The sequence below is a fragment of the Mucilaginibacter celer genome, from assembly GCF_003576455.2.
Lineage (GTDB): Bacteria > Bacteroidota > Bacteroidia > Sphingobacteriales > Sphingobacteriaceae > Mucilaginibacter > Mucilaginibacter celer.
In genome coordinates this window covers 2,639,554-2,656,669 of sequence record NZ_CP032869.1, presented here as the reverse complement: position 1 = coordinate 2,656,669, position 17,116 = coordinate 2,639,554, and the positions used below count along the sequence as shown (strand labels likewise).

Annotated in this window: 10 protein-coding genes; 8 read left to right on the top strand and 2 right to left on the bottom strand. The window is 42.9% G+C overall.

Annotated elements, in window-relative coordinates; translation table 11 throughout:
• Positions 1-43: 43 nt before the first annotated feature.
• The 5 genes from HYN43_RS10460 (at position 44) to HYN43_RS10435 (ending at position 8,662) form a co-directional block, all read left to right on the top strand.
• On the top strand, positions 44-1,435 hold the full coding sequence (locus HYN43_RS10460) for a serine hydrolase (protein WP_119411642.1): 1,392 nt from the start codon (positions 44-46) through the stop codon (positions 1,433-1,435).
• Positions 1,436-1,683: 248 nt separating this feature from the next.
• Positions 1,684-2,073, top strand: coding sequence for a BlaI/MecI/CopY family transcriptional regulator (locus HYN43_RS10450; RefSeq protein ID WP_119411640.1), 390 nt, complete (start codon positions 1,684-1,686; stop codon positions 2,071-2,073).
• 25 nt (positions 2,074-2,098) lie between these two features.
• The gene (locus tag HYN43_RS10445; RefSeq protein ID WP_119411639.1) at positions 2,099-3,835 is read left to right on the top strand and encodes a M56 family metallopeptidase; all 1,737 of its coding nucleotides are present in this window, start codon (positions 2,099-2,101) and stop codon (positions 3,833-3,835) included.
• A 218-nt stretch (positions 3,836-4,053) separates the two neighbouring features.
• The gene (locus tag HYN43_RS10440; RefSeq protein ID WP_119411638.1) at positions 4,054-6,492 is read left to right on the top strand and encodes a TonB-dependent receptor; all 2,439 of its coding nucleotides are present in this window, start codon (positions 4,054-4,056) and stop codon (positions 6,490-6,492) included.
• A 433-nt stretch (positions 6,493-6,925) separates the two neighbouring features.
• On the top strand, positions 6,926-8,662 hold the full coding sequence (locus tag HYN43_RS10435) for a phospho-sugar mutase (protein ID WP_119411637.1): 1,737 nt from the start codon (positions 6,926-6,928) through the stop codon (positions 8,660-8,662).
• 79 nt (positions 8,663-8,741) lie between these two features.
• Here HYN43_RS10435 and HYN43_RS10430 read toward each other — a convergent pair whose 3' ends face one another.
• Both HYN43_RS10430 and HYN43_RS10425 read right to left on the bottom strand, forming a co-directional pair.
• Positions 8,742-9,209, bottom strand: coding sequence for an RNA recognition motif domain-containing protein (locus tag HYN43_RS10430; protein ID WP_119411636.1), 468 nt, complete (start codon positions 9,207-9,209; stop codon positions 8,742-8,744).
• Positions 9,210-9,367: 158 nt separating this feature from the next.
• A complete protein-coding gene (locus HYN43_RS10425) occupies positions 9,368-9,967 on the bottom strand; it encodes a hypothetical protein (protein WP_162996410.1) in 600 nt (199 codons plus the stop codon).
• Between the two features lie 376 nt (positions 9,968-10,343).
• On the opposite strand from HYN43_RS10425, the gene HYN43_RS10420 reads away from it, so the two are divergent.
• The 3 genes from HYN43_RS10420 to HYN43_RS10410 all read left to right on the top strand — a co-directional run bounded on the left by HYN43_RS10420 (position 10,344) and on the right by HYN43_RS10410 (position 17,063).
• Positions 10,344-11,954 carry a DUF6377 domain-containing protein gene (locus HYN43_RS10420; protein WP_119411634.1) on the top strand — a complete coding sequence of 537 codons (1,611 nt, stop codon included), beginning with the start codon at positions 10,344-10,346 and terminating at the stop codon, positions 11,952-11,954.
• Between the two features lie 569 nt (positions 11,955-12,523).
• A complete protein-coding gene (locus tag HYN43_RS10415; protein ID WP_162996409.1) occupies positions 12,524-15,514 on the top strand; it encodes a SusC/RagA family TonB-linked outer membrane protein in 2,991 nt (996 codons plus the stop codon).
• A 10-nt stretch (positions 15,515-15,524) separates the two neighbouring features.
• A complete protein-coding gene (locus HYN43_RS10410; protein ID WP_162996408.1) occupies positions 15,525-17,063 on the top strand; it encodes a RagB/SusD family nutrient uptake outer membrane protein in 1,539 nt (512 codons plus the stop codon).
• Positions 17,064-17,116: the final 53 nt, after the last annotated feature.

Below are 17,116 nucleotides of genomic sequence, written 5' to 3'. Positions count from 1 at the left end.
TAACGTAGGTTATTGTCGTCTCTATATCATCAAAACCCGCCTTATGAAACTGAATTTGAAATACAGGTTGCCTTTGTTTATGATGGGTGTTTTATGCACCGCATCTGTCTTAGCACAAAATAATAAGGCAGCCAATATTGATACGCTGATGCGCCGTGCTAACCGGCTTGGTATGTTTAACGGCAATGTGCTGGTGGCCGATCACGGCAAAGTGATTTATAAAGCCGCCTTAGGTTATGCCGATGCCTCCAAAACTACCAAACTTACCGAGGCCTACCGTTTTCATATCGGCTCGATAGCCAAAGAGTTTAATGCCGTTGGCATCATGATGCTGCAACAAAAGGGTAAGCTTAGCCTGGACGATAAATTATCCAAATACCTGCCCGAACTACCGGCCTGGGCCGACTCGATGAGCATCATTAACCTGCTGCAATACACCAGCGGCCTACCTGATGTTCAATGGAAAACGGTTAAAAGCGATGCCGATAATATGGCCGATTTAATGAAGATAGCTCAGCTTAATTCTGTACCGGGTAAAAAATATAACTACAACAATAACAATGTGTTTTTACAGCGCCGCGTTATCGAAAAAATAACCGGCATAAGCTTTAAACAGTTTGTTGAAGATGATGAATTGAAGCCGGCCGGGATGAATACCGCTGTTATCGATCCCACAGAAAAAGATGCCTTAGTGGCGCATGCTTATGATAACAAAGGTAACGCCGATCCGTTTTTTTACCCCATCTCGGGCTGGACGGCTTTAACACTTGATGATTTTTATGCCTGGGCAAATGCCATAGACAAATTTAAACTGATTAATCCGGTTGCTACCCGCGAGATCATTAACGGTATAGGCCCAAACAGGCAATCGGGGCTTGGCGGCGGGAGTATGGATGAGGACAAAATGATCAGTCACATACATGATGGCACCAGTATGAATTACCAGGCACTGCTGGTAAGTAAAGCGCCCGCGGGGATTACCGTTATCCTGATGACCAATAACAAACAAGGTAACCTTTACGCCATCGACAGATCGATAGAGGCAATTTTAGATGGGAAGCCTTATGCCCAGATCAGGAAATCGTTTGTAGACGAGTTCAGCACCAAAATCGATTCGCTTAACGGTGCACAGATCCTTGCTTTTTACAACGATGTTAAGGCCAAACACCGGGATGAGTACAGCTTTGACGGCGAAGACACGCTTAACGAGTTAGGTTACCACTTAATGGGCAGCAAACGCCTGGCCGATGCCATTATGGTTTTTGAATTCAACACAAAATTATTTCCAAACTCAGGCAACGTTTTTGATAGTTTGGGCGAAGCATATTATAACCAGGGTAATAAACCGTTAGCGCTGCTCAACTATAAAAAATCATTGCAGCTCGACCCGACAAACGATAACGCAAAAAAGATCATCACTGAATTGGATAAATAGGAGGGTTTGCCAAAATAAGGGGAATTGGCAAACCGATTTTCACAGATATACTTTTCCAACTCCTGTATATCCGCCTGTTTATGCCGGTTTGCTTGTGCAAGCCGGCCAACGGGCAAATAATAAAACGATTACCAATACCAACAAAGAGCGGGGCGGGCCACATAGTGGTTTGCCTTTTTTATGCTTGCGTCAAAAATAATTAACCTAATATTTGTTTCGTACGAAAAGTTTTCTACCTTTGAGTTGTTATGAGCGAGAAAGAGCAAAACAGGCAAATTGAACCAACCAAATCCGAGCTGGAAATACTGCAGGTACTGTGGGATAAAGGCCCTTCAACAGTGCGTGCCGTAAACGATGAATTACTGAAGCAAAAGGATGTAAACTATACAACCACGCTGAAACTGATGCAGATTATGGCCGATAAGGGCATCCTGAACCGCGATGAAAGCCAGATGAAGCACATTTACAGCGTTGCCGAAGAAGAGCAGAAAACCAAAGCCCATTTGCTGGATAAGTTTGTGGATACGATGTACAAAGGCTCGGCAAGCAAGCTGGTGATGCAGTTGCTGGGCAACAAAAAAACATCCGATCAGGAATTACAGGAGATAAAAGAGATTCTCAAAAAACTGGAGGAATAGGCGTTAACCTAAAAAAATATCGGTTATGGAATTTTCACTGTTAAATATGATGCCCGGCAACCTTGCAGAGGCGCTTTGTGCAACGCTGCTGCACTCGTTATGGGAAGGTTTGGCACTTTCGTTACTGGCTGGTGCTGTTATGGTGAGTACAAAAAACACATCGGCTGCAAAACGGTACAATATGCTTATCGGGTTGATGCTGGTGTTTACCGTAGCTGTCGCGGTTACTTTTGCTGTTTTATACCAGGGTAAGCCGGTTAGTGTACAAAGCATAGCAGCAACAGATGGGAATGCCCCGGTTAATAATATCGTAAATCAGGCCGTCGTAACCAGGCAAACTTCATTTATAGCAAATGCCGGTACATATTTAAATAACCATGCTGCCGGTATTGTATTGGTTTGGCTGTTGATAGTTAGCGCACGTTGCCTGCAGCTGCTAACCGGTTTGCACGGTTTGTATCATTTAAAACGTAAATCTGTTTTTGCTGTAGATGAAAGCTGGGAGCGCTACGTATCGGCCATGGCGGCAAGGATGGGCATCCCCGGTATTGTGCATATCGCCGGGTCGGGGCTGGCGAAGGTGCCTATGGTAATAGGGCATCTTAAACCTTTAATATTATTGCCGGTTGGCTTGTTAACTGCTTTACCGCCTGCCGAGGTTGAAGCGATACTGGTGCACGAGCTGGCCCATATCCGCAGGCGCGATTACCTGGTTAATTTATTGCAAAGCCTGCTGGAGATTGTGTTTTTCTTTAACCCTGCCGTGCTCTGGCTTTCAGCATTGATCCGCACTGAGCGCGAAAATTGCTGTGATGATATTGCTGTATCGCAAACCAGCAGTAAGGTAAATTATATCCGGGCGCTGGTATCCTGCCAGCAGTACCGGCAATCGGCACCGGCTTTTGCCATGGCTATAAAGGATAAGGAAGGTCATTTATTAAGCAGGGTAAAGCGCATGGTATCGGGCAATAACCAATCATTAAGCCTGCGTGAGCGGTCGTTGCTTGGTGTTGTGTTGCTGGCAGCTATGCTTTTCACCGCCGCTTTTACCAATGCTGCCGGTATTAACGGCATGGTAGTTAAAGCCACTCAGCTGATAAAAAAGGAGATGCCGGTAAAAAAACAGAACGCCAAACTCACTATGGAAACTCATGATACTTTAAGCAGGAGAGCATCGCTTTTGCAGCCGGTAATTAATGACGATACCATAAAAAAAGCCCGCGAAAAAGAAGCCGCAGATACGCTTAAAAAACTGGTTACACAGGATTCAATAACCCAAATAAATAGGCTCGGTAAACTAAAAGGATCATTAGGATCGATGACGGGCAATAACGAAAAAAGCCTATCCGAAATGAAGCGGCTGGCCAAAATGGATTCGATAAACCTTGCCGAACGGTTTAAGCAACTGCAGGCTGTAAAAAATAACGACCCGGCTTACAAAGCGCGTACAGCTGAATATAAGGCATCTACAACAGGCTATCAGCAATCGGCATATAAAGATTATAATAAGCCTTATGAACCATCAAAAGAACCTACCATAGGGGATAAGGTAACCGAAGAGTTGATAAAGGACGGTCTCGCTGCTGAAAATTCGCCCAGCCTTTCTTTTAAACTCAGCGAAAAGGAGATGATCATCAACGGAAAGAAACAGCCCGATGAGATTTTTCAAAAATACAAAGCCAAATTTGTACCACCGCTTACAGGCAAAAACGGATGGACCTTATATCATAACTACGATACCGATACCCAAACAAAGCCTTAGCAAATAACAGCTTAAAACAATAATCAAATTTATTATCACCGGCGTGCTTTGTTTTCAAGGTAACATGGGATTTCTATGCTCAAAAAAACATGCATAACCGGGGTTAATACTTAATAAAATAGCAAATCAAAAACCAAAACAATCGTCAATAAAAAGCTTTAGGCTTTATGCATTTGGCTTTTAGCTTCAAAAGTTAACACCTAATTATCCATACTCATATGAAATTAAAAATTGCTGCTTTTTTTGCGGCCTGGCTTTGTATTGCCCAAACTTTTGTAAAAGCCCAAAGCAATATTGCCATCAGCGGAAAAATAACAAATACAGAAGGGCAGGCACTTGAAGGTGCCACCATATATTTAAAAACCGTATCCGATTCGGTGCTGATTAAAACCGCAATATCCGGTGCCGATGGTAGTTACCAGTTAGTGCAGCTTAAAAAAGGTAACTACAGGTTGTATGTTACCATGATTGGTTTTGCTGCCTATAAAAGCCCGCCGATATTGTTGGAGCAAAGTATCGTGGGGCAGGCTATCAGCCTGCAAAAAAGTGGCACTGCGTTAAAGGAGGTTATTGTTACAGCGCAAAAACCGTTGATTGAGCACCAGGTTGATCGTACGGTGGTTAATGTTGATGCGCTGATCAGCAATGCAGGTTCAACAGCTATGGATGTGCTTGAAAAATCGCCCGGGGTAATTGTAGATCAGAATGGAGCCATTAGTTTGAAAGGAAAAAACGGTGTAAAAATTTTTATAGATGATAAGCCGACTTACTTATCAGGTGCCGATCTCGAAAATTATCTGCGCTCGCTCTCTGCATCCACTATCGACCAGGTAGAACTGATGACCAACCCGCCCGCAAAATACGATGCGGCAGGGAACGGCGGGGTTATCAATATCCGCTTAAAAAAGAATAAAGCTAAAGGTTTTAATGGCGGACTTAACCTAAGCTACTCGCAGGGTCGTTTTGGCAAAACCAACAACAGCTTCAATTTTAATTACCGCAATAATAAATTCAATGTATTCGGTAATATAAGTTACAGCACGGTTAATAGTTTTAACGATCTGGATATCAACCGTCATTTTTTAAATGCCGATGGCAGCATTGCGTCCAACTTTTTGCAAAACTCTTATATCCGCCATACAGGCCAAAGCTATAACAGCAAAATTGGTGTGGATTATTATGCATCGGATAAAAACACTTTTGGCATTAATTTAACCGGCCTGATCAATCCCGCGGAGGACAGAACGCTTAATACCAGCAGGTTGCTCAATGCTTCGGATGTATTGGATAGCACTATAGTAGCTATTAACCGCGAGCACAGCCGGTTGAAAAACGGGGGCATCAACCTTAACTTCCGCCACCAATATGATAAAAAGGGGCGGGAGCTAAGCTTTGATCTGGATTACCTGGTTTATCATACCGTCGATGAGCAAAGTTTTGATAATACAACGTATCTGCCCAATGGCGCTGATATTAATCACGATTTGCTAACCGGTAACCTGCCGTCTAACATCGATATCTATTCGGCTAAAACAGATTATACGCATCCGCTGGCAGGCGGTTTTAAATTGGCAGCCGGGTTAAAAGCAAGCTATACCAAAACCAATAATATTGCCGATTATTTTTATACTACAGATGGGCTTACGACGCCCGATTATGGTAAAACCAATCATTTTATCTACAAGGAAAATATAAACGCTGCATATTTAAATCTGAATAAGGATTGGAAACGGGTTTCGCTCCAGGCGGGTTTAAGATTTGAAAACACCTCGTCAGACGGGCACCAGCTTGGTAATATTCAGAAACCCGATTCTGTTTTTAAACGTAACTACAACGGCTTGTTCCCAACGTTATATGTGCAGTACAAATTGGATACGGCAGGCAATCAAACCATCAATATCAACTACGGCAGGCGGATTGACAGGCCTTATTACCAGGATCTGAACCCGTTTTTATCACCTTTGGATAAGTTTACCTATTATACCGGCAACCCTTTCCTCAAGCCCTCATATACTAACAGTATCGAACTTTCGCATACCTGGAAAAACATAACAACAACGCTTAGCTACAGCAAAACAAAGGATGAAGTGAATGAAACCATCGAAATTGTGGATGGCATTTATTACAGCAGGCCGGGTAATATCGGCAGTAAGGTGATAAAGAGTATTTCGGTTGACGCCGGTTTCGACCCTACAAAATGGCTTAATATCCATTTTTACGGGCATGTAATGAATATGCACACCATCAGCGCCTTTTATACAGGTACCTTAAACACACAGGGAACCTATTATTTTATCAGGCCGGTGTTCCAGTTTAAAATACCGCAGAATTGGACGCTGCAGCTTGACGGAGGCTATCAAAGCAGCGTTACCGATGCCCAGTTCGTAACCAGGGGCATGGGTAAAATCAATACGGCGGTGTCAAAAAAAATCTCGGCATCAACAACGCTTAAACTGGTAGTAAATGATGTGTTTCGCAATTTTATAAGCGGGGGAGATATCAATAACCTGGCCAATACGCAGGCCAACTACCGCAACATAAGGGATAGCCGCACTACGGTTTTATCATTGAGCTACCGTTTTGGCAAAGCTATGGCCGATCAGCGGAAGCATAATAGCAATGGCGCCGAAAGCGAACAGAATAGGGTGAAAAATTGAGCCGGTTACATAAAGGGGAATATTTTTAAAATGACGGGCTAACACGAGGCACCTACGGAGCCAAAAAAATGTTTATGTTTTGGCTATAAACACGATACTCCTACGGAGTTTTAAAAAGTATGCTTAACACCCCGGAGGGGTATCGTGTTTATAGCAATTTACAATCCGTAAATTCGGCTCCGTAGGTGCCTCGTGCTTTGATCGCTATGTTTCGGGCGATAGGCTCCCGTTTCAGATTTATCAAACTTTAAATTATTATTGTTGTTAGGGGATAAAACCCTTGCTTGGTTAAGCATCCCCGGCTCAAAAACTTATTGTATTTTGAACTGGCATATTTAAAAAGATGATTTAACTTTAGCCTGTTTCAAAGCCGGTACCTTGTACCCGGTTTTGGAACGCAACCGAACCCGATAAACTGAAAATACGTACCAATATGCAGGAATTAGACCCTACCATTCTCGCCAAAGCCAATTCATGGCTCGAAGGAAATTATGACGCTGATGTAAAACAGCAAATTCAAAAATTAATTGACGATAAAGCGTATACCGAATTAACCGATTCGTTTTACCGCGACCTGGAGTTTGGTACCGGTGGTTTGCGTGGCATTATGGGCCCGGGCTCAAACCGTATTAACAAATACACCATTGGCGCAGCCACCCAGGGTTTGGCCAACTACCTGAAAAAAACCTACCCCGGCGAAAAAATTAAAGTTGCCATTGCGCATGACAGCCGTAACAATGCCGATTTCTTTTCAACCATCACTGCCGAAGTATTTTCGGCCAATGATATTTACGTGTATTTTTTCAAAGCCCTGCGCCCAACGCCCGAGCTTTCGTTTGCCGTGCGCCAGCTGGGTTGTAAAAGCGGTGTAATGCTTACCGCATCGCACAATCCTAAAGAGTACAATGGTTACAAAGCCTACGGCGCCGATGGCGGCCAGTTTGTAGCCCCGCATGATAAAGCCGTAATGGACGAGGTAGCCGCCATCAGCAGCATCGACGAAATTAAATTTACCCGTGTTGACGCCAACATCGAAGAAATAGGAGAAGACATCGACGAGCTTTACCTGAGCAAAATTGTTGAGTTATCAGTTTCGCCGGAGGCTATCCAACGTCAAAAAGATCTTAAAATCGTTTACTCGCCAATTCACGGTACCGGTATCACTTTAACTCCGCAAGCTTTAAAACGCTTTGGTTTTGAGAATGTGATTTTGGTTGAAGAGCAAATTACTCCGGATGGCAACTTCCCAACAGTAATTTATCCAAACCCCGAAGAAAAAGAGGCTTTAACCCTGGCCCTTAAAAAAGCACAGGAAACCGATGCCGACCTGGTACTGGCAACCGACCCTGATGCCGACCGTGTAGGCATCGCCGTAAAAAACACCGATGGCGAGTTTATATTGCTTAACGGCAACCAAACCGGCGCTATGCTCATCAATTACCTGTTAAGCGCCTGGGAAGATAAAGGCAAACTAACCGGTAAAGAATATATTGTTAAAACAATTGTTACCACCAACCTTATTGAGCGCATTGCCGAAGCCAAAAATGTAACCTATTATAACACACTTACCGGCTTTAAATACATCGGCGAACTGATGACCCATTTTGAAGGCAAGCAAACCTTTATAGGCGGCGGTGAAGAAAGCTACGGCTACCTTGTTGGCGAACTGGTGAGAGATAAAGATGCCGTGGTATCGAGCGCATTTATTGCCGAGATGACTGCTTATTACAAAGATAAAGGCAGCAGCCTTTTCGAAGCCCTGCTCGAAACCTATGTACAATATGGTTTCTACAAAGAGAAACTGATCTCCTTAACCAAAAAAGGTAAAACCGGTGCTGAGGAAATTAAAGAGATGATGGAGAAATTCCGCACCAATCCTCCGGCTACCTTAGGCGGATCAAAAGTGGCTACCCTGAAAGATTATGAAAAAGGGATTGAGACTGATCTGGCTGCTAATACTACTAAACCTATTGAATTGCCTGCATCAGATGTATTGCAGTTTATTACCGAAGATGGCAGCATTATTTCGGCCCGCCCGTCAGGTACCGAGCCTAAAATTAAATTTTACTGCAGCGTAAACGGTAAACTGGAGAGCAAAGAGGCTTATGCTGAAACAGATAAGCAGCTTGATGCCAAAATAGCTTCTATTATGCAGGATTTGGGCGTTTAATTGAAAAACGCCATCAATAAAAAAAATCCCATCGCGTTTATTAACCGATGGGATTTTTTATTGCAAAAGTAAATTGAATTTACATGGTTTTTCTTGGGCGTCGTGGCCTGTCGGACGGCGCCCCTGAAGCTCCGCCACCATTGTTATTATTGTTTGATGATCTGTAGCCTCCTCCGTTGCTACTACCACGATCATAACCTCCACCGCTATTATTACCATAGCTGCGCGGACCGGAACTATTGCCGCGGTTGGTATTGCCATACCCGCCGCCGAATGATTTACGTGGGGGAGGTGTTTTCTTTACAAAGTCATCGTTTATTTTCACGCTTAGCACACGGTCGGCCATCTGCATACCGTCAAGGGCAATCACGGCGTTTTCGGCACCGGTTCTGTCCTTCATTTCCAGGAATGCATAACCCTTGCAAATGCGGGTTTTTTTATCGCGTACAATTTTTATGGTTTCCACATCGCCATGCGGACCTATCATTTTAACAATTTCCAGTTCGGTCATTTCCAGTGGAAATCCGCCGACAAATAATTTGACCATTTATAAAATTAAGATTTAAGATGATAGAAAACCACCGGATGCAAATTTCGTTTCATTTTTTTTAAATTAAAGGATGTTTTTACCTTAAAAGCAAAGTTTATTTTCACTTTTTGCCAATTTACAACATTATTAGTATTACAGGCGGGCGTTTTGTGCCATCAGTACAATGCAGATAACGATTGGGTAGACGCTTTGGCAATCCGGTTTGTTTTATCTGCGGCTATCACATTTTCAAGTTCCTTGCTTGTAAATATCGCCACACCCAAATCTGCTTTCACCTCATACCGTAACGTTAAACTCAGGCGGCTGGTATCCCAGTTGTAAATATCGGCATAAGCATCCGGTCGGGAAGTAAAAGGGCCATAGGCATCTAAAAAATTACTCAGTACTTTATAGGCGTCCTTTATTTTAAAAAACAGGTATATATTCACTATTTTATCCCGGTAAGTGCGCAGGCCTATAGCATCTAACGATAAGCTATCGCCAAGTGCCAGCAGGTTTTCATCGTGGTATTGATACTTCAGGCAACTATCGGGATCCATGCTGCTGTCACCGTCAAGATAGCTGAGGTTTTGAGAAGGGAGTTCTGTAATGCTGCTGCCGAGAAGCAGGTTCCCGATGCCATTGCTTTGTTTCAGATATTCCACAGAACCTGCTTTTAACGATTGCGACCAGCCAAAGGATGGAGAAAGACAAATTATTGCTGAAAGCACCAGGCTTAAAAGCCCGGAAACTGATGAGTTGTGGTGTATTTTCATATTCAGGGTATTTGAGTATGAAAACACAAGGCAGATGCCATAAATAGCTATTTGTTAACTTTTATTTAATTTTTGATTTTACTGGTTTATTAATATCAATTTATTAATAATCATTGTTGTTTACCCCCCTGTTTTTTGTATCAAAAATTAAACAGCGTATACTTTTTATTACGCCGTATACACTAATGGTTAACATACTTTCATAATTTAATATTCGGCGAAGATTAATTCCGGGAAATTAGTGTGTCTGATACCCTGCATGTTTAAAAACAAATCGGGCATAAAACGTATTAGCAATGCTTGTAATGTATATATTTGATTATATAAACCGGGATTAAGCAACGCTTACCACTTTCTTACAGCTGTTAAAACTAAAATGAGATACTTTTTCTGCCTGTTATTTTCGTTAGTTAGTATTTGTGCAAATGCTTTTACCGATACCAATAAGTTACTGGAGGAGTTAAAGAATGAAATAGCTAAGAAACCAGGTTACGACGATGCCAAAGAGTTAAGAATCAAAAAAATAAAAAACTCGCTTAATACTCTTTCATTAACGGATTATGACACCCGCTTTGATGCATGGGATAAATTATATACCGAGTACAAATCGTACCAGTTTGATTCGGCCTATGTTTATGTGGATAAAATGATTTTGCTGAGCAAGGTAACCGGCAACAAACCCAAAGAATATCATAGCTATGTGAAAATGGCGTTTATCCTGCTTTCATCGGGCATGTTTAACGAAACTTTTGATTACCTGCGTAAGGTTAATGTGCAGGCGCTCAGTAATGCAGATAAAGTTGATTATTACTTTTTTTTAGGGCGATGTTACTACGATCTCGCAAATTATAACAACGACCGGTACTTTAGTCCCGGTTATGTTGAGGCCGGTAATAAAAGTATCGATTCGGCGATAGCTTATTGTGGTACAGATCATATTTCCCGCACGTACCTCATTGGCTTGCAAGGATTTCACAAAAAGGACTTTAAAGAGGGCAGGGCCAGGTTTGCCGAACTACTGAAACCCAATATGCCTATCTCCATGCATTTAAGAGCAATGGTGTCGTGTACCTTTGGTTTAATCGATTTGGAAGATGGGCGCAGTGATGATGCGCTTGACTTGATGATCCAGTCTGCTATCGCCGACATCAAGTCGTCCACGCGTGAAAACATGGCCATACACAGCGTGGCGGAAATTCTTTACAAAAAAGGCGATATAAAGGATGCATATGATTTTATACAAATTGCAAAAGCCGATGCCGATTTTTATGGTGCCCGGCAACGCAAAATTAGGATAGCGGCCATTTTACCGCTCATAGCAGCGGCCGAACTGGATAACACTGAACATCAAAAAAACAGGTTCCTGATTTTCCTGATCATCATCACGCTGCTGGCTATACTGGTTGTATTTTTCCTGGTGATGATAGCCAAGCAGTTGAAAAAGCTTAAAATTAAAGAGGGGATAATAGAGGCTAAAAACATCCAACTAAATGTTATTAACGGCAAGCTTATTGAAGATGCCCGGATCAAGGAAGAATACATCGGCCAGTTTTTTAAGGCCATTTCAGGTTATATCGTTAAACTCGAAAATTTAAAGATCTCGATAGATGCCAAGCTGTCGATGAAAAAGTATGATGCCATCCATACCTTTGTGGATAACATCGATATTAAAAAAGAGCGCGAAAGTTTGTACTATAGCTTCGATCATATCTTCCTTAAAATTTTCCCAAACTTTATAACCGTTTTCAATAGCCTTTTTGCCGAGAAGGATCAGATCTGGCCAGAGGAAGACGAAGTATTAAATACCGATCTCAGGATATTTGCCCTTATAAGAATGGGTATTGCCGACAACGAAACTATAGCCAAAATACTGGAGTATTCGGTTAATACCATCTACGTTTATAAAATGCGCATCAAGGCCAAATCGCTGCACCCCGAGCATTTTGAGCAACGCATTATGGATATCAAGGCTTTTGATTACGATTAAGTATTTTATGATATACTGATTGCTTATGAAGCCTCCGAAAATTGAATTTCAAGAGGCTTTTTTGCGTTTAAAAGTATCATAATCAGTTAAAAAAAGCTTATATTTTTCATGTTCGATTTAAATGCAATTTATTGTAAATCAGATATTTGATTTTTAAAAACATCGAAAAAATTTATAAAAATATTAAAATAAGCCGTTTTCACCTTTGCTAACCGTTGCAGGTGTTTTTCTGATGGGATTTATAAGTAAATTGCATCAGATTTTAACATGTAATAATTGTAAACCGTTACATTTTCAAACAACCAGTTTTATCATTCACCTGCATCCCGTACTAATCCGCTTAATCTGTTTGGTACCCGGAACGCTGTTGATGGCATTTATGCTTATAGGGTATATTATATATTGATGATATATGAAACCAAATATGCGGCTGTTCGTTTAAATTAAAGGAGCGCATTTAAAGCGTGTTAAAACCTAAAGCCAAACAACAAACCAATTTCAACTAAATCTCAAGTTTTATGCAAATTAAACATTTACTCAGTGTGTGTTTCTTTGCTGTTTTTTGCTTTATGATGCAGCCGGCCCTGGCGCAAAATAAAGTGATAACCGGTAAAGTGACCGACAAAAAGGATGGCTCCCCTTTAATAGGAGTATCAGTGGTAACTGCTGTAGGCGCACAAGGTGGGGCTATAACAGCTACCGACGGATCGTACAAAATCTCGGTTCCGGCAAGCGCCACGAGCCTTACGTTTACCTATGTAGGTTTTTTAAATGTAACCGTACCCATCAACGGGCGCTCGTCTATCGACGTGCAAATGTCAGAAGCTAACCGTGCCCTGAACGAAGTTGTGGTAATTGGTTACGGTACGCAAAAGGTTAAGGATGCAACCGGTTCGGTAGCTACCTTAGGTTCAAAGGATTTTAACAAAGGTGTTATTGCCACTCCCGAGCAATTGTTACAAGGCCGTATAGCTGGTGTTCAGGTAACCCCGGCAAGCGGTGAGCCCGGTGCTGGTGCTACCATTAACATCCGTGGTGCAAGCTCAATCAGATCGGGTACCAGTCCGCTATATGTAGTGGATGGTGTGCCTTTGGATAATGGCGGTACTTCGGGCGGTTTTGATAGCGGCGCAGGTAGTTCATCGGCCCGTAACCCATTGGCCTTTATCAACCCTGCGGATATCGAAAACATTTCGGTTTTGAAAGACGCTTCGGCATCTGCAATCTACGGTTCGCGTGGTGCCAATGGTGTAATCCTCATCACCACTAAAAAAGGCAGAAAAGGGCAGGGTATCCAGTTTGGCGCAAGCACCAGTATTGCCAATGCAGCAAAAAGGTACGACTTGCTTGACCGTGATGCTTTCTTAAAAGGCGTAGCCAGTGTAGGTTCAAACGCAGGCCCTATTTCGGCAGGCGGCGTTGATTACGGTGCCAATACCGATTGGCAAAAACAAGTGTTTCGCAGCGCTGTATCGCAAAACTATAACTTGGGCTTTGGCGGCGGTAACAATACCGGCAGCTATAGGGCAACCGTATCGTACGACGATCAGCAGGGTATCATTAAAAGGAGCGAGTTGAAACGCTTCTCGGCCCGTATCAATGCTTCGCAATCGTTTTTAAACGGTCGTTTAAAATTCGATTTGCAATCATTATTCTCTAACGTAAAAGACAGGTTTGCTCCAATTACAAACAACGCCGGTTTTAACGGTAGTTTGATTGGTGCCATGATTCAAACCAACCCAACCATCCCGGTATATGATGCGCAGGGCAGATACTTTGATATTAATGGTTATGAAAACGGCTTCCCTAAAGGTAACAGCTTCCGTAACCCGGTTTCGTTACTTAACCAGATAGACGATACTGATAATATCAAACGCTACCTGAACAACTTAACCATGACCTTAAAGCTGTTTGAAGGCTTATCATACAAAGGCAATATCGGTGCAGACATCTCGAGGGGACAAAGGGAAACCTATTACGACTCGAAAGTTGTAGGTTTTACCGATGAAGCCAATATCGGCGATTTTAAGGTGCCGCCTGCAACAGGCAACGGCCGTGGTATTTTGGTACATAATAAGCTTACCAATATCACTACCGAGCATACTTTAAACTATGACAAAAAATGGAGTGATAACAGCGCTTTAACAGCCCTGGTAGGTTATTCATACCAAACTTTCAAAAACTTTAACAGGGGTAACCTGGCATGGGGTACACCAACTCCCGGCGACTTTTTGCATGATTTTAACCAGTTTAAAAATCACATGCCGCATGATTTTAGTAACCGTAACGGTTTGGATAGTAGCAGCTACAAACTGCAGTCGTATTTTGCACGTGCACAGTACACCTACAAAGACCGCTATATTATCACCGGTACTATCAGGAGAGACGGTTCATCGCGTTTTGGTGAAAACCACCACTACGCAAACTTCCCGGCAGCAGCGTTTAAATGGCGCATCAGCCAGGAAAGCTTTGGCCCTAAAGGCATATTTGATGATTTAAGTCTGCGTTTAAACTGGGGTAAAACCGGTAACCAGGATTTCCCTTCTTACGCTTCAAAAAGGCTTAGGCAAACCAATTATGCCGGTACTGCAAACTCGCAGTTAAACGCCGAAAATCCTGATTTGAAATGGGAAACACAAACCGCCTACGGTGCAGGTATCGATTTCTCGTTATTTAAAGGCCGCGTAACCGGTACTTTAGATTACTACAACAAATCGCAAACAGACATCCTGTTTTACCAGGATTTTGCGCAGCCGGCTCCGTTCCCACGCATCTGGATCAACCTGCCGGGCAAAGTGGTTAACACAGGTATTGAGTTAGGCTTAAATATTGGCGTGATACAACAGAGAGACTTTAGCTGGGATGTATCATATAATATGACCACCATTAAAAACCGTGTTAAAAACTTTGGCAGCCGTAACATCATAACCGGTAATATTGACGGCCAGGGTTTATCAGGTGCTTATGCCCAGTTTATTGCTGATGGTTATCCGCTTTACTCGTTCAACGTACCTAACTATAAAGGTTTGGATGGAAACGGTTTCGGTATCTATCCGCAAGGTATTGACGCCGCTACTCCGCAGGGCAGTCCGCTTCCTACCTTTTTGGCCAGCGTAACCAATACTTTTACCTATAAAAACTTTACCTTAAGCTTCCTGTTAAACGGCGCAAGCGGTTTTTATATCTATAACAATACAGCCAACGCATTTTTCTACAAAGGTAACCTCGTTAGCGGTCGTAACGTAACCAAGGATGTTGCTGCAACCAACGAAAATCCGCTTAACTCGGGCGAGGTATCAACCCGCTTCCTTGAAAAAGGCGATTTTATGCGCTTAAGCAACGCTACATTAGGTTATACCGTACCACTTAAAACTAAATCTATTAAAACTTTACGCGTATCGTTAACCGGCCAAAATTTATTCCTGATAACCGGCTACAGCGGCCTCGATCCGGAAGTAAATACCAACAAGGAAAGAAATGGTGTTCCTTCACGCGGTATCGATTATACACCTTATCCAAGTGCACGCACATTTACTTTAGGTTTAAATGCAGGTTTTTAAAAATATTAACATGAAAAGAAAAGCATCAATAGCTGCGATAAGTGGGATAATTATGTTAACCGCTGCAAGCTGTGCAAAATTAAATGAAACACCTTATGGTTCGGTATATGTAGATAGCGGAGGTGCAGCATCATCATCAGATTTGAATGGTGTGTACTCGCAATTATTCGGACAAACCGACCAGGCAAATACTTACGCTTTACAGGAGCATCCAACAGACGAAATGATGGGCCCAACCCGCGGTACCGACTGGGGCGATTTTGGTACCTGGCGTAAATTACACACCCACACCTGGACACCATCGCACAATCAGGTAAGCGATACCTGGGATCAGCTGAACATTGGTGTATACCGTGCCAGCCAGGTTATTCAACGTGCTACCGATAACAAAATTAAAGCAGAAGCAAGCTTTTTAAGGGCCTACTTCATGTTCCAGGTGGTTGACTTGTATGGCCAGGCTCCGTATCGTGATCCATCGGCACCAAACTCGGCTTTGCCTATTGTTTATAACCGTGCAGACGCTACTGCCTTTATTATCAAGGATCTGGAGTTTGCAGAAGCTAATCTTACCACCTCAGCTAATATCGGTGTTGCAAGCAAAGCAGCAGCCGATGCCCTGCTGGCCAAAGTGTACCTGAACAAAGCTGTGTACACTGCTGCATCAGTTGGCGGTCCGTTTACATTTGCCAAAGCAGATATGGATAAGGTAATTGAGTATGCAAACAAAGTTACTGCTGCCGGTTATACCTTAGAGCCTGCCGGTAAATACTTCCAGGATTTTGCATGGGATAATACCGAACAATCGCACGGCAATATCTTCGGTATTTACAACACGCCTACAAACGTACCGGCATCAGCCAAAAACCGTTGGAAAATGGGCCTGCACTACAACCAGACTCCTGATGGATGGAACGGTTTCACCACTTTGGCCGATTTCTACAAATCATTTGAAGCAACCGACGAACGCCGTGGTGTTGACTACCCTGGTTTAACTGATAAGGTTGGTTTACGCGCAGGTTTTGCTGTTGGCCAGCAATATGGCCCGGGTCACGTAGCCTTGAAACAAAGGGGTGGCCAGCCGCTGGTATTTACCGAGAACGTGAACCTCAACTTCTCTACAGAGGCACAGGGTATCAGGGTATTTAAATATTTCCCTCACCCAAATGCCGATGGAACCGTACCAGATAACGGGGAAGATAACGACTATGTAATTTTACGTTATGCCGACGTGTTGCTTGAAAAAGCAGAAGCCATTTTACGTGGCGGTACCGATCCAAGTGGCCAAACAGCTTTACTAATTGTTAACCAGGTACGTGTGCCTCGCGGTGCATCGGCTTTAACCTCGGTTGATTTAACTGCATTGCTTGCCGAACGCGGCCGTGAGTTGTATTGGGAAGGCTGGAGAAGGAATGACCTGATCCGTTTTGAGAAATTTAATGATCCGGTTGATCAGCGTCCGGCTAAAACAGATAAAACCAAAACTGTTTATCCTATCCCTCAACGCGCGGTTGATACCAACCCTAACTTGAAACAAAACGCAGGTTATTAATATTTGAGATTTATTTGATTGAAAGGAACGTAGCGGAGTTTTTCCGCTACGTT